At 47.8% G+C, this 22,246-nt stretch carries 24 protein-coding genes; 16 read left to right on the top strand and 8 right to left on the bottom strand.

Annotated elements, in window-relative coordinates; translation table 11 throughout:
• Positions 1 to 264 precede the first annotated feature (264 nt).
• The 9 genes from C1T21_RS23155 (at position 265) to C1T21_RS23115 (ending at position 8,228) form a co-directional block, all read left to right on the top strand.
• On the top strand, positions 265 to 720 hold the full coding sequence (locus tag C1T21_RS23155) for a DinB family protein (protein WP_103049923.1): 456 nt from the start codon (positions 265 to 267) through the stop codon (positions 718 to 720).
• A gap of 455 nt (positions 721 to 1,175) precedes the next feature.
• The gene (locus C1T21_RS23150) at positions 1,176 to 2,000 is read left to right on the top strand and encodes a MerR family transcriptional regulator (protein WP_103049922.1); all 825 of its coding nucleotides are present in this window, start codon (positions 1,176 to 1,178) and stop codon (positions 1,998 to 2,000) included.
• 90 nt (positions 2,001 to 2,090) lie between these two features.
• Positions 2,091 to 2,855 (top strand): SDR family oxidoreductase, encoded by a 765-nt coding sequence (locus C1T21_RS23145; RefSeq protein WP_103049944.1) that lies wholly within the window; start codon positions 2,091 to 2,093, stop codon positions 2,853 to 2,855.
• Positions 2,856 to 3,187: 332 nt separating this feature from the next.
• Complete coding sequence (locus tag C1T21_RS23140; protein ID WP_103049921.1) at positions 3,188 to 3,865, top strand: TetR/AcrR family transcriptional regulator; 678 nt, start codon at positions 3,188 to 3,190, stop codon at positions 3,863 to 3,865.
• Positions 3,866 to 3,964: 99 nt separating this feature from the next.
• On the top strand, positions 3,965 to 4,813 hold the full coding sequence (locus C1T21_RS23135; protein ID WP_103049920.1) for a substrate-binding periplasmic protein: 849 nt from the start codon (positions 3,965 to 3,967) through the stop codon (positions 4,811 to 4,813).
• Between the two features lie 85 nt (positions 4,814 to 4,898).
• A complete protein-coding gene (locus tag C1T21_RS23130; protein WP_029517154.1) occupies positions 4,899 to 5,546 on the top strand; it encodes an amino acid ABC transporter permease in 648 nt (215 codons plus the stop codon).
• A gap of 14 nt (positions 5,547 to 5,560) precedes the next feature.
• On the top strand, positions 5,561 to 6,310 hold the full coding sequence (locus C1T21_RS23125) for an amino acid ABC transporter ATP-binding protein (RefSeq protein WP_013308809.1): 750 nt from the start codon (positions 5,561 to 5,563) through the stop codon (positions 6,308 to 6,310).
• Between the two features lie 54 nt (positions 6,311 to 6,364).
• Positions 6,365 to 6,790, top strand: a complete 426-nt coding sequence (locus tag C1T21_RS23120) for an OsmC family protein (RefSeq protein ID WP_023987060.1) — start codon at positions 6,365 to 6,367, stop codon at positions 6,788 to 6,790.
• A 184-nt stretch (positions 6,791 to 6,974) separates the two neighbouring features.
• Positions 6,975 to 8,228: a serine hydrolase gene (locus C1T21_RS23115; protein ID WP_103049919.1), complete on the top strand. Its 1,254-nt coding sequence runs from the start codon at positions 6,975 to 6,977 to the stop codon at positions 8,226 to 8,228.
• Between the two features lie 40 nt (positions 8,229 to 8,268).
• Here C1T21_RS23115 and C1T21_RS23110 read toward each other — a convergent pair whose 3' ends face one another.
• The 5 genes from C1T21_RS23110 to C1T21_RS23090 all read right to left on the bottom strand — a co-directional run bounded on the left by C1T21_RS23110 (position 8,269) and on the right by C1T21_RS23090 (position 13,820).
• A complete protein-coding gene (locus tag C1T21_RS23110) occupies positions 8,269 to 9,246 on the bottom strand; it encodes a FecCD family ABC transporter permease (protein WP_103049918.1) in 978 nt (325 codons plus the stop codon).
• Positions 9,243 to 10,247: a FecCD family ABC transporter permease gene (locus tag C1T21_RS23105; protein ID WP_103049917.1), complete on the bottom strand. Its 1,005-nt coding sequence runs from the start codon at positions 10,245 to 10,247 to the stop codon at positions 9,243 to 9,245. The genes C1T21_RS23110 and C1T21_RS23105 overlap by 4 nt, the downstream gene beginning before the upstream one ends.
• Positions 10,244 to 11,224 carry an ABC transporter substrate-binding protein gene (locus C1T21_RS23100; protein WP_103049916.1) on the bottom strand — a complete coding sequence of 327 codons (981 nt, stop codon included), beginning with the start codon at positions 11,222 to 11,224 and terminating at the stop codon, positions 10,244 to 10,246. Before C1T21_RS23100 ends, C1T21_RS23105 begins: the two co-directional genes overlap by 4 nt.
• Positions 11,225 to 11,425: 201 nt before the next feature.
• The gene (locus tag C1T21_RS23095) at positions 11,426 to 12,154 is read right to left on the bottom strand and encodes a response regulator (RefSeq protein WP_103049915.1); all 729 of its coding nucleotides are present in this window, start codon (positions 12,152 to 12,154) and stop codon (positions 11,426 to 11,428) included.
• Positions 12,147 to 13,820 carry an ATP-binding protein gene (locus C1T21_RS23090; protein ID WP_103049914.1) on the bottom strand — a complete coding sequence of 558 codons (1,674 nt, stop codon included), beginning with the start codon at positions 13,818 to 13,820 and terminating at the stop codon, positions 12,147 to 12,149. Before C1T21_RS23090 ends, C1T21_RS23095 begins: the two co-directional genes overlap by 8 nt.
• 161 nt (positions 13,821 to 13,981) lie before the next feature.
• Here C1T21_RS23090 and C1T21_RS23085 point away from each other — a divergent pair, with 161 nt between their 5' ends.
• Both C1T21_RS23085 and C1T21_RS23080 read left to right on the top strand, forming a co-directional pair.
• On the top strand, positions 13,982 to 14,275 hold the full coding sequence (locus C1T21_RS23085; protein ID WP_013308817.1) for a putative quinol monooxygenase: 294 nt from the start codon (positions 13,982 to 13,984) through the stop codon (positions 14,273 to 14,275).
• A gap of 44 nt (positions 14,276 to 14,319) precedes the next feature.
• Positions 14,320 to 15,144: an aldo/keto reductase gene (locus C1T21_RS23080; RefSeq protein ID WP_103049913.1), complete on the top strand. Its 825-nt coding sequence runs from the start codon at positions 14,320 to 14,322 to the stop codon at positions 15,142 to 15,144.
• A gap of 91 nt (positions 15,145 to 15,235) precedes the next feature.
• Here C1T21_RS23080 and C1T21_RS23075 read toward each other — a convergent pair whose 3' ends face one another.
• On the bottom strand, positions 15,236 to 15,889 hold the full coding sequence (locus C1T21_RS23075; protein ID WP_103049912.1) for an SdpI family protein: 654 nt from the start codon (positions 15,887 to 15,889) through the stop codon (positions 15,236 to 15,238).
• Positions 15,886 to 16,197 (bottom strand): autorepressor SdpR family transcription factor, encoded by a 312-nt coding sequence (locus tag C1T21_RS23070; protein ID WP_061830867.1) that lies wholly within the window; start codon positions 16,195 to 16,197, stop codon positions 15,886 to 15,888. Before C1T21_RS23070 ends, C1T21_RS23075 begins: the two co-directional genes overlap by 4 nt.
• Positions 16,198 to 16,412: 215 nt before the next feature.
• Between C1T21_RS23070 and C1T21_RS23065 the strand changes: the two genes are divergently transcribed.
• Positions 16,413 to 17,039, top strand: coding sequence for an alpha/beta hydrolase (locus C1T21_RS23065; protein ID WP_103049911.1), 627 nt, complete (start codon positions 16,413 to 16,415; stop codon positions 17,037 to 17,039).
• Positions 17,040 to 17,130: 91 nt separating this feature from the next.
• Here C1T21_RS23065 and C1T21_RS23060 read toward each other — a convergent pair whose 3' ends face one another.
• On the bottom strand, positions 17,131 to 18,327 hold the full coding sequence (locus C1T21_RS23060; protein ID WP_103049910.1) for a chromate transporter: 1,197 nt from the start codon (positions 18,325 to 18,327) through the stop codon (positions 17,131 to 17,133).
• A 170-nt stretch (positions 18,328 to 18,497) separates the two neighbouring features.
• Here C1T21_RS23060 and tlp point away from each other — a divergent pair, with 170 nt between their 5' ends.
• The 4 genes from tlp (at position 18,498) to C1T21_RS23040 (ending at position 22,086) form a co-directional block, all read left to right on the top strand.
• Positions 18,498 to 18,722 carry a small acid-soluble spore protein Tlp gene (gene tlp, locus C1T21_RS23055; protein WP_013308822.1) on the top strand — a complete coding sequence of 75 codons (225 nt, stop codon included), beginning with the start codon at positions 18,498 to 18,500 and terminating at the stop codon, positions 18,720 to 18,722.
• 238 nt (positions 18,723 to 18,960) lie between these two features.
• On the top strand, positions 18,961 to 20,253 hold the full coding sequence (locus tag C1T21_RS23050) for an ABC transporter substrate-binding protein (RefSeq protein ID WP_103049909.1): 1,293 nt from the start codon (positions 18,961 to 18,963) through the stop codon (positions 20,251 to 20,253).
• Positions 20,254 to 20,280: 27 nt separating this feature from the next.
• Positions 20,281 to 21,243 (top strand): carbohydrate ABC transporter permease, encoded by a 963-nt coding sequence (locus tag C1T21_RS23045; RefSeq protein ID WP_023987071.1) that lies wholly within the window; start codon positions 20,281 to 20,283, stop codon positions 21,241 to 21,243.
• Positions 21,244 to 21,246: 3 nt separating this feature from the next.
• Positions 21,247 to 22,086, top strand: coding sequence for a carbohydrate ABC transporter permease (locus C1T21_RS23040; RefSeq protein ID WP_029517136.1), 840 nt, complete (start codon positions 21,247 to 21,249; stop codon positions 22,084 to 22,086).
• Positions 22,087 to 22,246 lie beyond the last annotated feature (160 nt).

Here is a 22,246-nt window from a genome sequence, read left to right as displayed (position 1 = left end):
GGGAGCTTCCTTTTTTATTGAACTCCCATGAAAATTAAATCAGCTAAAAACCCGAAAAAGACAATAACAAAATAGACCTAGCCAAATGATTTTTAAAATAAAGGCAGCCCCTGAGAAGAGTGATGAAATTAAAGTATCAAAGATCTTTCAAGGCTGAACGTAAAAATGAGGCTGGTGCAAAGGTTGTTTTAGTTCATTCAAATGATTAAACTAACGGTTAACAGTAGGTTCAAGTAATCGATGAGACGAAGAGGGGAAACCGAAATGAAGACGATCAAGTGCATGATGGACCACCTGTACTGGGCGGACGGACGCATCCTGGACGCGCTCGAGGAGAGTGAGACGAAGAACAAGGACCTTCTGAAGCTGGTTCGGCACGTCGCGGTCGCGGAACGAGTCTGGCTGTCCCGATTGCAGGGCAAGGGCAGCGCGCAATATTCGTTGTGGGAGGAAGCAGAAGACCTGACGGCGATCCGGACGATATTCGAAGAAAACGCCGAGCAATATCGCGTCTATATTGAAAGGCTCGAGGAATCCGAGTTGGACGAGATGATCGACTATGCGAACCAGAGCGGGGTTCCGTTCCAAACGTCCGTCCGGGACATCCTGTCGCAGGTCCTCTTACATGGGCAATATCACCGGGGACAGATCAACCGGGCGCTTCGGATTGAATCGGCAGAGCCTGCCCAAATCGATTACATCACGTTCGCGAGGCTCTAACAGAGCCTAATAATCACCATTGCTCGGAATGGGATTGGCATTGAACGACGGGTACGATAGCTCAACAAATTGCTTTTACCATATAAGAGTAACATGCTAATGTATATTAGCAGACGATGATGTTTTATAAGTGATAAGAACCTACACTGCCTTATTTAGGATCAAAGAGAGCCCATACCCTTATAAATTGGAAAATTCATTTGCTTCCAAATACGGTTATGGGCTTATTTACTTTTCATAAGCACTACACTACATTAGACTGCCGGTACTTGTTTAAGCTAACGGGCAGGTTAGTTTAATGAACACATCACGAGTTAGACGATAAACAAAAAGTATGAGGTGTCCGGAGCCGATGAAGAATCTCTTTAAGAGGTTACAAAATTGGGGTAAATTTATGGGGAATCGACTATATAGGGTACCGTACCCTGATGGAATACCGATAAGGGGGAATCTGGATGTTCAAGATTGGGACGTTTGCCAAAATGAGCGGTGTGACGATGAAGACACTGCGACACTATGATGAACTCGGCTTGTTAAAGCCTGCGCGAGTAGACAAAGAATCGGGATATCGTTTTTATACGGCGGAGCAACTGCTTACTATCCGTCGTATCGCGGGGTTCAAAGAACAAGGCTTGACACTCGAAATGATGCGGCCGTTATTGAGCGGACCGGTCTCTCTTGCGCTAGCAGAGCGTACGTTGCTTAAGAAGCGGGAGGATCTGGAACAACAGATACAGGAGGCTCAGCGGCAACTTGCAGAGATCGATGAGCGTATCGTGCAGATTGAACGGCATGCGGCGGCTGTAGAGGAAGGGACAATCTCGCTGCGAAGCGTGGAGCCGGTTCTCGTTGCTTCAATCCGTGAGATTTTGCCTCAAAGCCAACTGTGTCTGCTACTCGATGAACTTAAACAGTATGTCCGCTCACAGGGCGAAGAGTCGGACCTCAACATGACAATTTTATGGCACAGGAGGGCTGAGTGTGTCGAAGAGCTTTCGGACATCGAGGTCGCTATTCCTATCTCAAAGGAAATTCCTAACAGCCGCAGGGTGAAGAGTCATCAATTGCCCGGCATAAAGGAAGCGGTCTCGTATATCCACAGGTTCGACCCATATAAGGACAATTGCAAAGCAAGTGACGTGGTGTGGACATGGATCGCTGAAGCGGGATACAGGCTGTTCGAGAAAATCCCAGTACGTGAGGTTTATTTGACGTCAGACAAAGAAATCTACGGCCAGCTCCGAATGGCGGAGGCGATTGTACCGATCGATCGGGCCTAAAAAAAGATAGGGGTACACTCTTGACCCTCCCCTTCAGGGGAGGGTTTATCATGGCATCAACCAATTGTTAAGGAGTGGATCTACATGAATATGAAACGTCTAGAAGGCCAAATCGCTATTGTAACAGGAGCCAGCCGGGGGATCGGAAGAGGGATCGCACTGCGCCTCGCAGCAGAAGGTGCGCTTGTCGTTGTACATTACGGAACACGACGGAATGCGGCGGATGAGACTGTCTCCGTTATCGAAGCAACAGGTGGCACAGCCTTCGCCGTCGCTGCAGATCTCAATACTTTGGACGGAGTCGATCGGCTTCTTAAGATTCTGGATGAGGAGCTCATTCGCAGGACAGGCAGCAACCAATTCGATATCTTGGTCAATAACGCCGGCATCGGCACATCTTCGCCATTTGAAGAGACGAACGAAGGGGAGTTCGATCGGCTGTTCGCAGTCAATATCAAGGCACCGTTCTTCCTCGTACAGCAATCTCTCGGACGCCTGCGGGACGGTGGTCGAATCATCAATATCTCATCTGGAGTGACACGCATCGCCTATCCGAATATCATGGCCTACAACTTAACTAAAGGTGCCCTCAATACATTCACCTTGCACCTGGCTAAGCTTCTGGGTTCACGTGGGATCACCGTTAACTCCGTCATGCCAGGCATCGTCGATACAGACGTCAACGCGCCGTGGCTGCATACGGCCGAAGGCCGTAAGTTTGCCGGAGAGATGTCCGCACTTGGACGTGTCGGTGAACCATCGGATATCGCGGACATCGTTGCCTTCACGGCGTCGCCAGACGGTCGATGGGTAACGGGACAGATGCTAGATGCGACCGGCGGGTCGCATCTTTAAACGGGAGTGCTATCGCGAAAGCCCTTAGAATGAGGCCAAGTGCTTTGAATTCCTAAATTCTGGAACATCAGTCCTCGACCCGTAAGTCATTGCGCTAACGGGAAACAGTTAGTTTAATAAAACAGCGGTAGTCTAAGACTGCCGCTGTCTTTTTTGTTGGCGCCAGTCTAATACTTATTTTATGGAATCTGTCGGTTTTTAAAATTCAAAAGCCGCTTGGAGCAGCAAAACTTTATTTTCTTCTGACACTTTTTTCTTTGACAAAAGTATACTTATCCTATAGGATTAAAAATACAAAACTGACTGACTGATCAATCGGGAGGAGGAAACCTATGCAGCCACGGAAGGCGAAGCAGTCCGAGACCGTCTTAAATGACCAACCTGCTGAGCACGCGGGAGAAGAAACAGACCGCAGAACACAGCTTCTTCACATTGCATTGAAGCGGTTCGCCGAGCAGGGTTACCATCAAACGAAGATTTCAGATATCGTGGTAGAGGCGGGAGTAGCCCAAGGCACGTTTTATTGGCATTTTAAAAGCAAAGAGGCACTGGCGCTGGAGATTATCGCTACCGGTCGTGAACAACTACTATCAGCGATTGGGCAGGGATATCGCCGTGATGCGGGAACGCTGGCTGATATGGTTAAGGCATCGGAGGCGCTGTTTGTTCGGTTATTTGATTTTGCATTGGAGAACCGCTATCTGATGGGTTTGCTGCTGATCGGCAGTGGTGTCGATGAACCGGTGCGCCAGAGTATCCGAGAGACAAGGGCCGCGATGGAGCTGGCATTCCGGCGCAATATGGAAAGAGCGATCGAGCTGAACATGTTGCCTGCTGAATTGGATGTCGAATTAAGGGCGGCACTACTCATGAGTATGATCGAAGGTGTCATTACACGCTGGCTATTCGGTTCAGAGGGAACACATGACCACATCACGCAGATAACTGCTAAAAGATTGGCAGCAGAGGCGGCTAATTTTGAGTTTTATGGTCTATTAGGTCAAAGCTAGAGGGTCAACATCGCATGAATGGGTAGTTGCCAACAAATAATATAGCCAAATCACATATATGAACTCAATCATTTACATCCAGACAGGAGAGAAGGATACATGAAAACACGTAAAAAAGGGTTCTTTGTAACTACACTCATGGCTCTGGCATTGTTCAGCCTTGTGCTGAGCGCTTGCGGTACTAAGCCAGAAGCTTCTAATACTAGCGGTAGCAGTAATGTGGCAGCGAGTAACCAGCTCGAAGCAATCAAGAAGGCTGGTGTAATTAAGGTAGGCATGATGGGCACCTATCCGCCGTACAATTTCTTGAACGACAACAAAGAATTGGACGGATTTGATGTGGATATCGCCAAAGAATTAGCGAAGCGAATTGGAGTGAAACCGGAGTTCACGGCACAAGAATTCTCGGGACTGGTTCCAAGTTTGCAAAAGAAAAAATTCGATGCAGTGATTAGCCAAGTGACGATCACAGAGGATCGTAAGAAGGCCATTGACTTCACTGAGCCTTATATCACAAACAATGTAAACATTATCGTAAACAGCAAAACAAATGATATTACCAAGCTGGAGGACTTTAAAGGCAAAACCATTGGTGTCGGCTTGGGAACGAATGATGAATCTTATCTGCGGAATGAAGTACTGCCGAAGGTAGGCGATTTTGAGATTAAAACGTATGATGATGTCATTACTTCTTTAAAGGATCTAAACTCTGGTCGTATTGACGCAACAATCAACAATCTGTATGCTCTCAAGCCGATTATCGATAAAAATGGGTTCCAAATTAAAGCCGTAGGCGAGCCGATTAAATCGGATCAAGCGGGTGTAGCCATTAACCAGAAAACTCCTGAGCTCAAAGAAGCCTTGAACAAGGCTCTGAAGGAAATGAAGGAAGACGGCACTTACAAAACAATTTTCAAAAAATGGTTTGGCGAGGAGCCAAAAGAATAACGTAAGCCTGTTAGAGGCGTCTGGCTCCAGTCTTGGCTTTTATGCTGACATGGGGCCACTCGTCTGAAAGAAGGGAATATAACCGATGCTTGAATTAATGTGGGAGAACGTCCCTTTTTTATTAAAGGGTGCTTATTATACGCTATATATTACGATTGTCTCTATGTTTTTTGGCCTAATCATTGGTTTGGTTGTTGCTGTGGCCCGGTTGAAGGGGAATCGACCCGTTCGATGGCTGGCGCGCATGTATGTATCGATCATTCGGGGGACGCCGGTTTTGGTGCAGATTGCGGTCATTTATTATGGACTGGATGATTATGGAATATCATTCGGATCGCTGACAGCTGCTTGTCTGGCACTTAGCATTAATACAGGGGCGTACTTATCGGAGACGTTCCGTGGAGCTATTTTAGCCGTACCCCAGGGACAGACCGAGGCAGCTTATGCAACGGGAATGTCGCCGGGTCAAACGATGTGGCGTATTATTCTTCCTCAGGCGGTACGCATCGCAATTGCACCGATGGGGAATACATTTGTAGGTATGCTTAAAGAAACGTCGCTGGTGTCGGTTATCGGGGTCAGTGAATTGATGCGGCAGGCACAGCTTTTACAGGCGCAGTATTTGCGCTACATGCCGTTTCTACTCGAAATTGGCTTGATGTACTGGATTATGAGCATTGGATTCTCCGCTATATTGGAGCGGGTGGAAAAGCGTCTGGCTCGAGCTTATTAAGGTGGAGATGATAGATGATGATAACAACTAACGGATTAGGTAAACGATTCGGACAGGTAGAGGTTCTGAAAAGCATTGATTTTCAGGTTGCCGCTCGTGAAATCGTCGTATTACTCGGCCCGAGCGGTTCAGGTAAAAGTACCTTGCTGCGCTGCCTGAACGGTCTAGAAGAGCTGTCTTCCGGCAAGTTTGAGGTGAATGGGATTGAGGTGGATGCTACGGCTCCCGTTCGTGTCCGCCAAGCAGCCATTCGTGAGATTCGCAAACAGACAGGGATGGTGTTTCAGCAATTCAATCTGTATCCGCACAAAACCGCAATCGGCAATGTCATTGAAGGACTGCTGACAGTAAAAAAAATGCCGCGCGACAAGGCTATGTCCATCGGACAACGGTTGTTGGAGCGGGTGGGGTTATCGGACAAGCAGGATGTACATCCTTCACGTCTGTCCGGTGGACAACAGCAACGAGTAGCCATTGCACGTGCGCTGGCGATGGACCCGGCGATTATGCTGTTCGACGAGCCGACATCGGCGCTTGATCCCGAGCTGGTAGGGGAAGTACTGGGAGTTATGCGAGAGTTGGCTCAAGACGGAATGACAATGGTCGTCGTTACTCATGAGATGAAATTTGCTCGCGAGGTGGCGGACAAGGTCGTATTTATGGCAGATGGTATCATTTTGGAGGAGGCAGCGCCACAGGCGTTTTTTGACACTCCCCAGCATGAGAGAACACAGAAATTTTTACGCCAAATCAGTGAATTTTAAAGTAAGATCGAGGATGAATCATAGATTATTAAGATGGAAAGAAGGCCTTTGAACATGAAAGTATCTACAACTTGGCACGGCAAACGCGCGTTTACTTCGGAGGGACCATCCGGTTATTCTGTAGGGATGGATGCTACGGCGGCTTATGGCGGTGATGGTAAAGGGATGACACCCATGGAACTGCTGTTGGCAGGTTTGGCAGGATGTATGGGTATCGATATCACAATGATTTTGGATCGTTTCTTGTCGGACATTACTCGCATTGATATTGACGCAGAAGGTACGCGCAAGGAAGAAATGCCGACAGGATTTACAGCGATTGATCTGACATTCCACGTAGATGGAGATATTCCAGATTACCGCGTATGGAAAGCGATTCAGATGGGGAAGGAAAAATATTGTGCGGTATCCGACTCCTTAAAAGCGGAAATTCGGATGCACCTCATATTGAATGGAACCGAAGTACCCTATCCAGCATAAGTGTCGAAGGATAGTGAAAGAGAGTCAGCCTGTGTTATATACAGGAGGCTCTCTTTTTTATGTTATTTGAAAATATGACACGTAATGAAACTTTTTGTACTGTATTTTCGTTTAAAATAGAAATTGAAATATAAAAATGGGAAAATAAACCTGTGTGTGAAGTGCATACGGTGGGGAGGTAATAGTGAAACGAAAGCGTCTTATCGTGGTAGCAACTAGTTTGGCTACAGTGCTCATCGTTATGGGTGTAGCGGCAGGCTTACTATCTTTCATGCAGAATCAAGTGGCTAATCCCCCGAATACCGTCCGGCCCACAACTGCGATTGCAGCTGACGTTAAGGAAGAAACGAAGGAACAGGATGCTGCCACGCGTTTACTTCATTTTGTGGAGGCGAATGCAGAAAAAGTTTCGATTACGATTCTGAGAGATGGAAAAAAGCTGGCAGGCCAAGAAGAAAATCGGATGATGCCTTTGGCGAGCACCGTCAAAACAATCATTGCGATCGAATATGCCAAGCAAGCGGTGGTGGGTAAGATTAACCCGGACGGGAGAGTGAAGCTGATTTCGCTGGAAAGGTTTTATTTGCCGGGTTTGGATGGTGGTGCTCATACGGCGTGGCTACAGAATATGGAGGCTAAAGGGCGGATACAGAATGAAACTGTATCTGTACGAGACGTCGCCAAGGGGATGATTCAATTCAGTTCCAACGCCAATGCGGAGTATTTAATGGACAAACTGGGGGTGGATGCGATCAATCGGACGAGAGCCAAAATGGGGCTGCAAAATCATGATCCCATTTATCCGTTTGTATCCTCCATTTTGATTCCCTACGAATGGATGAGGGAGAGACAAGGTGAGAATTGGAATAATACAAAGAATAACATTTCTGCCAAAGAAGCCATTCAGGCGATGTCTGATACGGAATTTCGCCGATATTCCCGCGTGATTCATAACAAGCTGCGCCGTGACGTGAGTGGTTTTTACAAGAGAAACGCAGATATTACGACTTGGTATGATCAGGATTATGATCGTATCAATACGGATCGCTTTATAGCTTCAACGACAGCCGATTATGCCTCTTTAATGAGTAAGCTGAATCGTCGTCAAGGGTTCACAAAAGCTGAGCAAAAGTTATTGTCCGAGGTCTTGGAGGAACCATTTATGGTTCTTCCTGAAAACCGGCAATCCCTGAAACATACTGGGCAAAAAGGTGGCTCCACGGCTTATGTTTTGACACTGGCCATGTATGCGACAGATAAGGAAGGGCATTCGACAGAGCTAGCTGTCTTTTTTAACGATTTGGACCCAAACACAAATGCCAGCTTTCCCGAAATGATAAATGATTTTAAAAAGAGGTTACTGCATGATGAATCGTTTAGAAAAGAAGTTAATCGGCGTATCGGTGTACAGGTAGCGCTGCTAAACGCTAGGGTATAGTACTGCGTTTAGCAGCGCTGCGCAACTTCTTATCCTAATCCTATCCGCTGCCTTTTTGTTTGCGTTCCCGTAGCAATAGATACAGAAAATATGGCGCGCCAATGACGGCTGTCACGATGCCAGCGGGAATTTCGAGCGGCGGCTTCAGACCTCGTCCCAGCGCGTCAGCAAGGACGAGAATCAGGGCGCCGATCATCGCCGAGCCGGGCAATAGATAGCGGTGGCGATTGCCAAATAGCCGCCGTGCTAGATGCGGTGCCAGCAGTCCGATAAAGCCGATGGAGCCGATGGCAGCGACACAGGAGGCAGCCAAGGCGACTGACACAGCTAGCAATCCTGTACGCACACGCTTCACGCTAAGTCCCAGACCAGCAGAACTTTCCTCATCTAGGCTCATAATGTCCAGCTTGCGCTGTAGTGTATAGGCGAGAGGCAGCAACACGATTAACCATGGCAGTAGCCCATATACTTCGTCCCAGCCTTTGCCCCACAGACTTCCAGCTAGCCAAGTGAGCGTGTCGCTGGCTTCGAGTGGATACTTGACCAGTATATAATCGGTCGCAGCCTGAAAAATAGCGCCCACCGCCAGGCCGGTCAAGGCTAGCATATTGGGACGCATGCCTCCCTTCATCGAAAGCTGTACGAGCAACAGTGCAGCTAGTCCCGCACCGACAAAGGCGGCTACAGGCAGCAGCGCCACTGGGGATGAGGGCAGCAGCACGATGACGAGAACCGCCGCAAAGCCGGCCCCCTTGGATACACCTACCACATCTGGCGAGGCTAGCGGGTTGCGGATCATGCCTTGCAGCAGAACACCAGCTACTGCCAGCCCAGCTCCGGCCATGATGGCCAGCAGACCGCGTGGCAGCCGATAATGGTGAACGATGAACCAGGAAGAGGCACTCCGGTCAGTCAGAGCCTTGATCAGCTCAGAGGGCGTAATGTAGGTGCTGCCCACGCCTATAGCTATAAAAGCAACACCCAGCATTAGCGCGAGTAAAATCCACAGTTTTTTCATCGTGAAGCCCTCCCGTTCTTATGCGCCAGATATAAAAAGAAGGGCGCACCCACCAGCGCGGTTACAATACCAACGGGTGATTCATAAGGAAATGCAATAAATCGTCCAAGCACGTCTGCATATGTCAGCAGCAGAGCTCCGCAGATTGCAGACAGGGGAATGACCCGTTTGTAATTGTCGCCTGTAAACATCTTGATGATATTCGGTACCATCAGGCCCACAAAGCCGATAGACCCGGCTACCGCTATGGCAGAGCCTGCCAGCATAATCACTGAGGTCGAGGCCAGTAGACGGACAAGACGTACGTTTTGTCCCAATCCCTGTGCGACCTCCGTCCCGAGGCTCAGCACAGATAGCGAGGGAGCCAGCGCCAGCGCAAGGATCATACCCACGGCGAACCATGGCAGCACCAGACGCGTGTCGGCCCAAGTGGACCCGTCGATGGCTCCGGCGAGCCAATACAGCACATCAGATATTTGCTCGTTGAACACGAGCAGTCCTTGGGTGATGGAGGCCAGCAACAGATGCACGGCCATCCCGGCAAGGGCCAGCTTGACCGGCGTCATGCCCGCCGTTCCGGCCAGCGCGTATACGAAGGAGCCGCCTGCGATGGCCCCGGCAAAAGCAAAATAAATGCTGCCGGATGATCCGATATTCGGCAGCAGCACGACGGACAGCACGACAGCAAGCGAAGCGCCTGAGCTGACCCCGAATACCTGCGGCGAAGCCAGCGGGTTGCGTGTGATGGCCTGCATCAGGGCTCCAGCCACGGCAAGCCCGGCCCCGATGATTAGGCCAATAACGGCACGCGGTAGGCGTACCGTCAAGACAATGAGCTGATCCTTAGACGGATGCTCGGTGAACAGCGCAGTCAGCATGGTGGGGATGTCCATCCTGACTGGGCCAATCGCCACGCTGAGCAGAAATCCAGCCAGCAACGCAGCGATAAGTGCAAAGAAGACCGGCTTATTCAGCCGGTCGCGTGAGGCTTGTCCGATCAACGGGAGCCGTCTCCTTTACTTTGCGCGGGATACAGGAGCGAAATGGCTTGCTCCAGTATTTTTTCGGCTGAGCCGAGTCCACGGTACCGGGTCCACAGTGCCCGGTTCACTTCGTAAACTTCCCCTTTTTTGACGGCCGTAATGTTTTGCCAAAGCGGGTTTTGCTTCCATTCCGCAATCAGCTTCTCATCGGCTTCCACCAAAAAGATCACATCAGGATCCGCTTGTGAAATTTGTTCCAGCGTCAGCTTGACGGTAGGCTCGCTTGTATTTTGAAGGGCATTGTGGATACCTGCTTGCTCCAGCAATTGTCCATCAAAGGATGAAGCGCCGTGAGCCGATAGTGAATCAGAACGGAATACCCCTAGCAATACGCTGCGTGGCTCACCAGCTTTGATGCCTTCTTTCAACTTTTCCATTGTAGCTTTATGCGTAGCGAGAATTTGCTCGCCTTTTTCCTTCTCACCCAACGCATCAGCGATGACACCGAAGGATGCCAAGTTTTGTTCATAGGAGGAATTGCGGCTCTTTAGAACAATGGTCGGAGCAATCTCACTTAGTTCTTTGTATATGCTTTTATGACGATTCAAATCGGCAATAATCAAATCCGGCTTCAAGGAGCTGATCGTTTCCAGGTTTGGCTGTTTGCGTGTGCCTACCGGTGTGAAGTCGATTTTCTTGCCGAGCAGCCCATCAATATCATCGTCATTTTCCTGAGCTATACCGACAGGAGTTACGCCCAGTTGGGTTGTGGCATCGACAAAAGAAAATTCCAGGGTTACGATTCTTTTGGGTGTACCTGTAACTTTGGTTTCTCCCATCTCATGTTTAATCATTCGAGTGTCACCTGTTGCTTGAGGTGCTTCTGCGTTGTTATCTTGTGACTGGCTTCCACATCCCGTCATAATGACTGTCAGTAGTGCCAGGATCGCTGCAAGCAGCATGCCTGTGCGCAGTGGTTGTTTCGGTGTTGCCATATGTTATCCCCCGTTCCAGTATGATTATCAGAGAAACTGATAATCATTATCAATCAACTAACTGTTGATCATTCTAGCAATCGGGAAGGAGGACGTAAATAATGTGGTCATTTAAACCGTTTTGATCGATTAAGTGAATTAAATTCAATAAAATTATGAATAGGAGGAGGGGGAAGTACCAGGACATCAGAGTTGGGTGGGTTATACATCCCTCCGCTGTCGGCGATAGATACGCTCCGGTCTGCCGACGGTTCCGTACACCTGATCGTGGTGCGCGTCTCCACTTTCCACTAAATACTCCAGATACCTTCTAGCTGTAGAACGGCTCATACCCAGCTCAATTCCCACTGTACCTGTAGTCACCTCACCCCGTCGATTCAGGAGATCTAGCACTTTGTCGCAAGTTACTTTATCGATGCCTTTGGCCCATAGTTCTCCGACTCCGCTCCCCGCCATCCGACCGGTGCCCGCGCTTTGAAGCAAACTGTCAATTTCAGATTGCTCCACTGTGGATTGTTCCTCTTGCCATGTTGTGATTTGTCGCCGAAACCGGGCATATTCCTCCAAGGTCGCACGCAATCTCTCGAATATAAGCGGTTTTACGATAAAATCAAACACGCCTGCTCGAACGGCTTGTACCACTGTTTCAGCTTCTTTGGCGGCAGTCAGCATAATAACATCTGTACCCGGATAGTGTTGCTTGATGAACGATAGCAGGGTTAGACCATCCGTATCAGGAAAATAAACATCCAGCACGACTAGAGGAGGACGGAGCACGTCCAGTTGAAGTTTTGCCTCAAATTCGTTCGTCGCGATTGCACATACGGTGAACCCGTCCACCTTTTCAATAAATCGGCGGTTAATCTCCGCAATTCGCGGATCGTCTTCAATAATAAGAACCTCAATGTCCGATAAAACCCGCTCATTCATGGGCATAACCTCCTTTTGCATCATTACTCGTATCTGTTCTATGCAAAGGAATGTATACCTCAAAAATACTTCCTCCACCAGAACGTTCGTGCACTTCTATAGAGCCGCCCATTCGTTCAGTGTACTCTAGCACGAGAGCAAGGCCATATCCATGTCCTGCTTCTGCTTTGGTCGAAGCTCCTCTGACAAACAACTTTTCTTGGATATCGTCCGAAATTCCCGATCCGTTATCCGCAACTTCGACGATGATGGCTTCAGTCGTTTCTTCAAGCCGGAACCAGACCTGTCCGTCAGAGATGGAGGACATCGCAACAGCTTCCATGGCATTGTCCAGCAGGTTTCCGGCTATGGAAGCGAGAAAGGACCACTCCAACGTAGGAGACTGGGTTGAGAATACTCCTTTAATATCAGAATGGAGTAAAACCCCTTTTTCCAGCGCCTGTTTCTTCTTACCGATCAGTAGGCTGGCGATGATTGAATCGGGCAGGAGAGTTGTGGCAATCGGCCTGTGTACACGATATTCCTCTGATTCCTGGGTGATAAAGTCCACCGCTTCGTCATAACACTCCAACTGAATCAGGCCGGATATGAGATACAGCCGATTGGCGTATTCGTGTGTTTGTGATCGCAGTACTTCCGCGTAATCTTTGACCTCTGTTAACTGTTGTGTCATGTGGAGCAGTTCGGTCTTGTCACGCAGACTGGCAACCGTGCCCATGATGCGACCGGAACGATCCTGGATCGGCACACGGCTGACGACTACAATTCGCTGCTGGACCTCAATTTCCTCATTCCATATGTACTGTCCCTGATCTGGCCCCATCGTTGAATGTTCTACTGTGTAATCGGCAACAAGCATATCAACCAGTACATCCGGAACACCAGTCAAGTGACGAAGGTCGCATCCATAGATAGAGGTTTCCGGGGGGAGTCCGATCAAACGAGCCGCCTGTGGATTGGCAAGTGTGATTTGTCCGTTACTATTCACCGCGATAATCCCTTCGCCGATGGACTCAATAATGGCTTGCTTTTCCTGGTACAACCGTCCGATCTCCACTGGCTCCAGTCCATGCAGTGCGCGGCGTACCCGTTGCGCTATAACCAGGCTTCCCAATATGCCGATCAACAGCGCGCCCACCATAAACCAGAGCCATGCATATGTGTATGTACGAATATTTTGCTGCACATCTGTCATTAAAAAACCTACAGAGACGAGCCCGATGGCCTTACCCTCCTGATCATAAACGGCAGTTTTGGCGCGTAGTGACGGTCCAAGAGAGCCCGTCGATTCAGTGATAAAGGACTGCCCTTGCAGTACCTTATCATTCATGGGGTCTATCATAGGCGTGCCGATGCGCTCCGGGTTTACATGCCACTGCCGGATGAGATGACGATCAGCAATAGTAATAAAATCAGCGCCGCTGCTGGCTTGGACAGGCTTTATGACCTCGTTGATACGCGAACGCAATTGCGTCGTCTCAGTCTGCTCCAGAGCGTCTCTGACCTGCGCATCTACGGCGAGGGTATTGGCGACGGTGAGCGCCCTTTCTCCGATTTCATCATATAGAGCGGAGGTGATCATATATCGAAAGGATAATCCCAACAACCCGGTAACTACCAGTACTAAAAGAGATATAAATACCATTAGCTTTGTCTGAAAACGCACATGCCTTCACCGCCGTTAAACAAAATATAGGAGGAACGGATCAGTTGATCTTCTCCCCCATACGATCTATTTTACTGTATTACAGAAACGCCCGCACTTTTATTCTTTCGAAAGAATGGTCTATAATAGAAATAGTTACATAATACGAGGAGGAACATAATATGATTATTATTCATGCCGATATGAAAGTTTTACCTGAAAAAAGAGAGACTTTTCTGCAACAAACCCAAGGGCTGATCAGCGCATCCCAAGCTGAAGAAGGCAATGTACGCTACACGTTAATGCAGGATCTGAATGATCCCAACGCATTTACGATGGTTGAAGAGTGGAAAGATGCTGCTGCTGTAGATTTCCATAATAATTCTGCCCATTTCCAGGCATTTGTTGCCGCGGCTAAAGAATTGTTGGCTGCTCCGCTTCAAGTGAATGCTTTTCAGGATGCAACTAAACTGTAATCATCCCGTTGGATAATTCATAATCAGGAACAGGAGGAATAGACATGGGGAACATTGCGGATACAACTGTACTGAATAACGGAGTTCAGATGCCTTGGCTTGGTTTCGGTACTTACAAGGCGGAAGGCAATGAGGTCTACGAAGCGGTCAAAACAGCTATTGAGGTCGGTTACCGTCACATTGATACAGCGGCGATCTACGGCAACGAGGAACTGGTTGGACAAGCCATTCATGATAGTGGGGCAGCCAGAGAAAATCTGTTTGTAACTACCAAGCTATGGAATCAGGATCAGGGCTACGATTCAACACTGCGTGCCTTTGAGGAAAGCCGTAAGCGGCTGGGTCTGGATATCATTGATCTGTATCTCATTCATTGGCCTGGCAAGGATAAGTACAAGGAAACCTGGAAGGCATTCGAACGACTGTATGAAGAAGGAAGCGTACGCGCTATCGGAGTTAGTAACTTCCAAGTTCACCATCTCGAAGACCTCCTCAAAGACAGCAACATGGTTCCTGTCATCAACCAAGTGGAGCTTCACCCTCGTCTGACTCAACAAGAACTGCATCAATACTGCCGGGAGCACCAGATTCAGCTTGAATCTTGGAGTCCACTGATGAAGGGGAAATTAACCGAGCAAGCGGACATCGTTGAGATTGCTGCCAAATACGGTAAAACCTCTTCGCAGGTTATTTTGCGTTGGCATCTGGATCGGGGGATTGTGACGATTCCCAAATCTGTAACCCCGCATCGTATTCGCGAAAATGCTGATTTATTCGACTTTGAATTGACGGCTGAGGATATTGAACGAATCAATGGTCTTCATCTTGATGAGCGTGTAGGCACGCATCCCGATAAGCTGCTGTTTTAAATAAATATTCAAATGTATAAAGAACCTCCTATTCTACGTTTATCGTGGATTGGGAGGTTCCTTTTTTATGTTCACGTTTGGCTTTGTCTGCTTACTGGTTTAGCTTACGATACAACAAGTAAGAATAGAGTACAGGAGAGATAACGGATATGATCAGTACGGTTAGGAAAATGACTACTCCCGCCATTCCACCGATCCATGCCGCCACCAACGCTGAAGCACCGCCAAGCATCATCATAGGCCCCCCGAAACGGTGCGTTTTACGCCATACCTCGGGATTAGACAGAGTCCACGGCGTGCGGATACCGAACGTATAGTTCGGCTGTACCTGAGTCATATAATTCCCCAGCACCATCAGCATCAGGCCTATTAACCCTAAAATTATAGCATTCATTTGCAGTCGTATATTCAGGTTATACAGCAGCATTCCCCATCCAGCTACAGCGAGAACTACAGAAACACCTGCACGCGTAACTTCATAGGCTTTTGAAAATTTCTCATAATTAGCTCTGTTGGGGTCCATGTGGCGTGCCAATCGAATGACCAGCGGGACTAGGCCCAACAACACGAGCATGATAATGGAACCACTTTTGCTCGTATACCCGTCTGCTGTATTGTTAAAGTTAATATGCGAGGCTAGAACATTGGGAAGTCGGTCGTACAGCAGTATAGCGCCTATGGCGGGTGATAAGGCAATCAAAGTTACCAAAACATCCGTCAAGCTCCAAGGTGTTCGCAATTTCATTCAGATTCCTCCGCATCCTTAATATGATTTACATTTTTCTTGGCAGGGGTATCAGAGTGGGCGATACTGAACATCCAACCGATGACATCCGCCACAACCGTTGTATGCAGGGTGTAGATAATGTTTTGCCCCTGTCGTTCATCCAGCACCAGCCCAGCCTGCTTCAGGATATTGAGATGGTGGGAGATGCTGGGCTTACTAATTTGAAAATGTTCAGCCACTTCGCCTGCGCTCATACTTTTCTCCTTTAAAAGCTGTAAGATTGTACGCCGGGTCGGATCAGCCAAAGCTTTAAAGGCATCGTTCAAAATACATTTCCTCCTTTAGATATTTAGATAATATTCTAAATATCTAACACCATAATAAAATAGAGCTATACTAAATGTCAATGGAACAAGGCATCATTTTAGAAAAAGATTTAAATCAGACTCATTAGGTTTGTAAAAGGCAGCGAAGTTGGCTATAATTAATTTATAATAAAAATAAGAATCTTAATTTAAAGAAAATTGAGGAGGAAATATAAATGAAACACGTATTTCGTAAAGGAACTCATCCGCAAGCCCCGGTTATTTTGCTGTTGCATGGTACAGGCGGGAACGAACAAGACCTGATCCCTTTGGCTGAGATGGTAGCACCGGGAGCTTCTGTGTTAGGCGTGAGAGGAAATGTGCTGGAAAATGGGATGCCGCGTTTCTTTCGCCGTTTGGCAGAAGGAGTGTTCGACATTGAGGATCTCGTATTTCGCACCAAAGAACTGAGCGAATTTGTGGACACAGCTGCAGAGCAATACGATTTTGATCGTAATAACGTGGTGGCTCTTGGCTATTCCAATGGTGCAAACATAGCCGCCAGCATGCTCTTTCACGATGCAAAAGCGTTACGTGGAGCTATTTTACACCATGCAATGGTGCCGTTGCGTGGGCTGGATTTGCCAGCTTTGAATGGTATCCCTGTATTTTTGTCTTCCGGTGAAAATGATCCAATTGTTCCAGTTGGGGAATCCCGTGAGCTGCACGCTTTACTGGAAGGAGCCGGAGCTCAGGTGAAAGCATATTGGGAACGCAATGGTCATCAATTAACCCGTACAGAAGCCGAAGCCGCAGGGAAATGGTTTGGAGAGCATTTTAACCTGAGTGGAGAGCAGATTTAAATACCGGATAAGTTAAAATGTTGAGGATAGGGCGAGTGACCTGGTTAAAATCATCGCCCAAAAGAGTCGACTGCTTGTAGGCTGTCGGCTTTTATCCTAGCAGCATTCCTCCAGTTGCCCCCACAAGAACTACCACCCAGGGCGGCAGCTTCCAAAAAACCAGCATCACAAACAAAATGACCGCCAGAGCAAAGTCTATTGGCTTCAGGATGGCGGTAGTCCAAAGCGGATCATACAGCGCAGCCAGCAAAATACCAACCACAGCCGCATTCACTCCTACCAAAGCCCTTTGGATTTTCGGACTGTTTCTTAATTTATTCCAGAACGGAAGTACACCGACAACAAGAAGAAATGCTGGCAAAAAAATGGCGAGAGTAGCAATCATCGCTCCTGGTAACCCCCAGGCCATAGCTCCAAGGTAACCTGCAAAGGTGAATAACGGCCCTGGAACGGCTTGCGTAGCTCCGTAACCTGCCAAGAAATTCTCTCGGCTAACCCATCCAGTTGGAACAACTTCCCTCTCCAAAAGCGGCAATACCACGTGTCCCCCACCAAATACCAAAGAGCCTGAACGAAAAAAGCTATCGAACAGCGTTAACCATCCCACTTCCTCTGAGGATCTAAGAAGCGGAAGTGCCACAAGCATTGCAACAAATACAATCAAGGAGCAGACCGCAAAAGTTCGGCTAATCGCAATTTGAAGATTGGACGTAATCTCCGCCTCTTGCTTTCGAAAAAGCCATAACCCGATAACACCAGCAGCAACAATGATTAGAATTTGACTGTAAGCTGTATGCCAGGACAACGTAATCACGGCGGAAATCACGGCAATTGTCGCCCTATCCCGATCAGGCGTCAGCTTCTGTCCCATACCTAGAATAGCATGGGCCACAATCGCAACAGCTACGATCTTTAATCCGTGAATCCACCCCGCACTCGCTATATCGTATCCTTGAAGCAAGAAAGCAAACGCAACTAACACAAGAAACGACGGCAGTGTGAAACCAATCCAGGCAGCAAGTCCTCCAAGTAATCCTGCTCTTACAACTCCAATTCCAATGCCAACCTGACTGCTGGAGGGACCAGGGAGAAACTGGCAGAGGGCTACAAGATCGGCGTAACTTGCTTCATCCATCCACTTTCGGCGACGTATGTATTCATCATGGAAGTATCCTATATGTGCAATCGGTCCTCCAAAGGAAGTGAGTCCTAATTTTGCGGACACCCCCAGCACTTGAAGAAGAGTGGCTAATTGTCCCCTTAGCGGCTCTTGCTTATTCGTTTCCATAAACGGGGCTCCTTTTCTCATTTCTTCTAACTTTAATATAACTGAATAATGTAATCTAAATTACTCCATTTTATTAATTTGGCTCAGGAATGCATAAAATGATCCGATAGCGATCAAGCTACGGATTAGCGCTCTACTGAGCGACCCCATGATTAGGAGGCGACAAAGGAATGGCAAAACCGGATAATCGAGCAGATAATGTAGAGCATTTGCAACAAAGTATTCAGAACACACAGCAGAACCTGCATGAAGCTGAAGGATATCTGAACGAATTTTCCTCTGAAATCAGCAACGAGGAGCGTAAGCAGATCGAAGAAAAAAATAATCGTCGTAAAGAAAGTATTAGATCATTTCGGGAAGAAGTGAAGGACGAAGCAGCACATTCGCAAGAATAGTTAAATAGCGCGACCCAATTCCGAGTTTTAATTGGAATTGGGTCGTTTTTTATGCAAAAATCATCATAGCCTCATACAATTCATTTTCCCCCTATAATGCTAGGGAGACGCTAATCTGCGTTGAAAATAAATATTTTATAAATAATGTTGTTGTAAACTAATTTGTATTGATGTTAAATAATAAAAGAAAGCGCAATCATTTACGAATTAGGATTTCATCATGCGAAGGGGGAAGGATATGCTGCTGCGAAGAAAAAGCATGGCTTTGATGCTTATGGCGGTGGTTTTGATGGCTGGACTGCTGCAAGGCTGTTCTTTCAAGACCGATGAAAAGGATGGGCCGGGAACTGAACTTGTATTATGGACGTTCAATGAACTGCATGAGAAGTTTTTTCTGCAAATGGCTGACCAATGGAACCAACAGCACCCTGATGAATTGATTAATTTGAAAGCGAATACATTTCCTTATGATAACCATCACAGCAAGCTGTCGATTGCGCTGCAATCGGGGGTGGGAGCGCCGGATATCGCGGATATTGAGGTGAACAAGATCGGTAATTTCCTCAAAGGCATACCGCAGCTGGTCCCGCTCAATCCGGTGATTGACCCCGAGATCAATAACATTGTGCCTTCCAGAGTACAGATTTACGGCAAAGACGGTAAGTATTACGGCATTGACTTCCACGTTGGGGCCGAAGTGATGTATTACAATAAAGAGATTATGGATCAGGCGGGGGTAAACCCGGATTCCATCGTCACCTGGGCAGACTATGCTGCTGCAGGCAAGCAAGTACTGGCGAAAACAGGCAAGCCAATGGCGACCTTAGAAACGAATGACCTATGGAGCTATTGGCCGATGATCTCCCAGCAAAATTCAGATTTTCTGGATGACAAGGGCGAGTTGACGCTGGATAACGCAACCAATATTAAAACACTCGAGTTTCTTCAACAGATGATAAAAGACAAAGTCGCTATTCCCGCACCGGGCGGCGGTCATCACATGGAGGAATACTACGGGTTTATGAACAAAGGTGGGGCTGCCTCGGTATGGATGCCGATGTGGTACATGGGGCGTTTTACGGATTACATGCCTGACCTGAAAGGTAAAATTATCATTAGACCCATGCCGGCGTGGGAAAAAGGCGGATATCGCTCTGCGGGTATGGGCGGAACCGGAACGGTAGTCACGAACCAATCAGAGCACCAGGATCTGGCGATGCGCTTTCTGGCCTTTGCCAAGCTATCCAAGCAAGGGAATGTGGAGATCTGGAAGCAGCTTGGTTTTGATCCCATCCGTAGTGAAGTGTGGACATTGCCGGAAGCCAAAGCCAAAAATAAATTTACGGAGTATTTTGGAACGAATATTTTTGACACGCTCATCGAAGTCAAAGATGAAATCAATGCGGTGCATATCGGTCCGAAAACGCCTGATATCGCCAGTGCTGTGCGTAATAAAATACTTTATCGGACACTACAGAATGGCGAAGATCCAGCCACGGTGCTACATGAGCTGGCAGATGAACTGAGATAGACCCCAACAGGAAAGGGAGTGAGATTCATGGCAACGCCCGTTCATACGAACGCTAATGTACCGACAGGTCAGCCGCCACAACCTCAGCGTCCGACCAGAAGCCGATGGAGTCGCTTTATTCATTCCAGCCGTACGGCACCGTATGTGTTTGTCCTTCCATTTTTACTGTCCTTTGCGCTATTTTTTGCCTATCCGGTCATCTCGACGGTCATTATGAGCTTTCAGGAAGTCCTGCCAGGGATAACAACTTATGTTGGGCTGGAAAATTATAAGGACTTAATCAATCCTACGTTTGGAAAAGCGATATTGAACAGCGTACTGTATACGCTGCTTACACTGGTCGTGCTGATTCCTCTGCCACTGGTACTGGCGGTATTGCTGAATTCGCCTAAAATGCCGGGCAGAGGGTTGTTTCGCTCCGTGATGTTTATACCTGCACTAACCTCGGTGGTGGTAGCAGGAACGATCTTCCGACTCATGTTCGGTGAATTGGATGGTTCGCTGATGAACTCCCTGTTGGGGGTATTCGGTCTGGAGCCTTACAAATGGCTAATGAACGCGAACACCGGCTTTTTAGCGTTGATCGTGCTGGCCTTGTGGAGATGGTTAGGCGTAAATATGCTGTACTACATGTCGGGACTCCAGAACATTCCTCCCGAGTTGTATGAAGCTGCGCAGATTGATGGAGCCAGTCGTTTCGATTCATTTTGGCGGATTACGATTCCTATGCTGAAACCAGTAACGATCTACGTATTTACGATTAGCATTTATGCGGGGTTGTCCATGTTCACGGAGAGCTACATGTTGTGGAACGGAAATAACTCCCCGAACGATATTGGTTTAACGATTGTTGGCTATCTCTATCGCCAAGGTCTGGAGCAGAACAGTATGGGCTTCGGAGCTGCAGTGGGCATTGTTTTGCTCGTATTTACACTAGTGCTGAACCTGATCCAGCTCAAATTTTTCGGCATGTTCCGGAAGGAGGATTAAGCGATGGCTCAGAAACAAAAAGGCTCGTTATCCGCATTGCTCGTTGTCCTGTTCATTCTGTTTGCCGGGTTTGCCCTATTTCCGCTATTTGCCGTGACGCTTGCCTCGTTCAAGCCATCGACGGAGCTATTGCGCTACGGATTGAATCTTAAGCTGGAGTGGGACATCATGTCCCTGAAAAACTATGCGTTCATCTTTCAGGGGACGACGGATTATTTTCAATGGTACTGGAACAGTATTGTCATTACCGTCTTGTTTACGGTGTTATGTCTGATATTGTCCGCGATGGTGGGCTATGGTCTGGAGATGTACCGTTTTAGATTGAAAAATGTGATTTTCACACTGGTGCTGGTCGTGATGATGATCCCGGTAGAAATCATCATGCTGCCGCTCTACAAGCTAATGATCGGCATGAAGCTGATTAATACAGTATGGGGTGTAATTCTACCATTCGTCGTCGCGCCGATCCCGATCTTTTTCTTCCGTCAATATTTGAGTGGTGTTCCCAAGGACTTCATGGATGCTGCGCGGGTTGATGGCTGTTCAGAATATGGCATTTTCGTACGGATTATGATGCCTCTGATGGCGCCTGCGTTTGCGGCAATGGCTATTTTGCAGGCGATGAACAGTTGGAATAACTTCCTCTGGCCGATGATTGTACTGCGTACCAACGACATGCTGACACTGCCAATTGGATTGTCCAGTCTGCTGACGCCATATGGCAACAATTATGATGTGCTGATCGCGGGATCCGTTTTGGCTATTTTACCGATTCTCGTTGTGTTCCTGTTCTTCCAGCGTTACTTTATTGAAGGGATGACGGCAGGCGGTGTAAAAGGATAATCGCAAAGGTATTTAATAGAGCAATGGAGTACAAGAAATGTGCAACGTCAGAAAAGGCTGATCGGGCATTGTCCCGGTCTGCCTTTTTTAGTGTTCGATTGATTTTCATTCTCATTTTCATGACTATCATCTGCACAAGCTATGGGTAAACGTGGTATGA

Origin of the sequence: Paenibacillus sp. F4 (genome assembly GCF_002894905.1) — a bacterium.
Lineage (GTDB): Bacteria > Bacillota > Bacilli > Paenibacillales > Paenibacillaceae > Paenibacillus > Paenibacillus polymyxa_B.
Note: the sequence above shows the minus strand (reverse complement) of the source record. Positions and strands in the feature narration are given on the sequence as shown.

Coding starts and splice junctions, on each gene's coding strand:
- C1T21_RS23155 (WP_103049923.1), top strand. CDS start 265: ATGAAGACGATCAAGTGCATGATGGACCACCTGTACTGGGCGGACGGA.
- C1T21_RS23150 (WP_103049922.1), top strand. CDS start 1,176: ATGTTCAAGATTGGGACGTTTGCCAAAATGAGCGGTGTGACGATGAAG.
- C1T21_RS23145 (WP_103049944.1), top strand. CDS start 2,091: ATGAAACGTCTAGAAGGCCAAATCGCTATTGTAACAGGAGCCAGCCGG.
- C1T21_RS23140 (WP_103049921.1), top strand. CDS start 3,188: ATGCAGCCACGGAAGGCGAAGCAGTCCGAGACCGTCTTAAATGACCAA.
- C1T21_RS23135 (WP_103049920.1), top strand. CDS start 3,965: ATGAAAACACGTAAAAAAGGGTTCTTTGTAACTACACTCATGGCTCTG.
- C1T21_RS23130 (WP_029517154.1), top strand. CDS start 4,899: ATGCTTGAATTAATGTGGGAGAACGTCCCTTTTTTATTAAAGGGTGCT.
- C1T21_RS23125 (WP_013308809.1), top strand. CDS start 5,561: ATGATGATAACAACTAACGGATTAGGTAAACGATTCGGACAGGTAGAG.
- C1T21_RS23120 (WP_023987060.1), top strand. CDS start 6,365: ATGAAAGTATCTACAACTTGGCACGGCAAACGCGCGTTTACTTCGGAG.
- C1T21_RS23110 (WP_103049918.1), bottom strand. CDS start 9,246: ATGAAAAAACTGTGGATTTTACTCGCGCTAATGCTGGGTGTTGCTTTT.
- C1T21_RS23100 (WP_103049916.1), bottom strand. CDS start 11,224: ATGGCAACACCGAAACAACCACTGCGCACAGGCATGCTGCTTGCAGCG.
- C1T21_RS23095 (WP_103049915.1), bottom strand. CDS start 12,154: ATGAATGAGCGGGTTTTATCGGACATTGAGGTTCTTATTATTGAAGAC.
- C1T21_RS23085 (WP_013308817.1), top strand. CDS start 13,982: ATGATTATTATTCATGCCGATATGAAAGTTTTACCTGAAAAAAGAGAG.
- C1T21_RS23080 (WP_103049913.1), top strand. CDS start 14,320: ATGGGGAACATTGCGGATACAACTGTACTGAATAACGGAGTTCAGATG.
- C1T21_RS23075 (WP_103049912.1), bottom strand. CDS start 15,889: ATGAAATTGCGAACACCTTGGAGCTTGACGGATGTTTTGGTAACTTTG.
- C1T21_RS23065 (WP_103049911.1), top strand. CDS start 16,413: ATGAAACACGTATTTCGTAAAGGAACTCATCCGCAAGCCCCGGTTATT.
- C1T21_RS23060 (WP_103049910.1), bottom strand. CDS start 18,327: ATGGAAACGAATAAGCAAGAGCCGCTAAGGGGACAATTAGCCACTCTT.
- tlp (WP_013308822.1), top strand. CDS start 18,498: ATGGCAAAACCGGATAATCGAGCAGATAATGTAGAGCATTTGCAACAA.
- C1T21_RS23050 (WP_103049909.1), top strand. CDS start 18,961: ATGCTGCTGCGAAGAAAAAGCATGGCTTTGATGCTTATGGCGGTGGTT.
- C1T21_RS23045 (WP_023987071.1), top strand. CDS start 20,281: ATGGCAACGCCCGTTCATACGAACGCTAATGTACCGACAGGTCAGCCG.
- C1T21_RS23040 (WP_029517136.1), top strand. CDS start 21,247: ATGGCTCAGAAACAAAAAGGCTCGTTATCCGCATTGCTCGTTGTCCTG.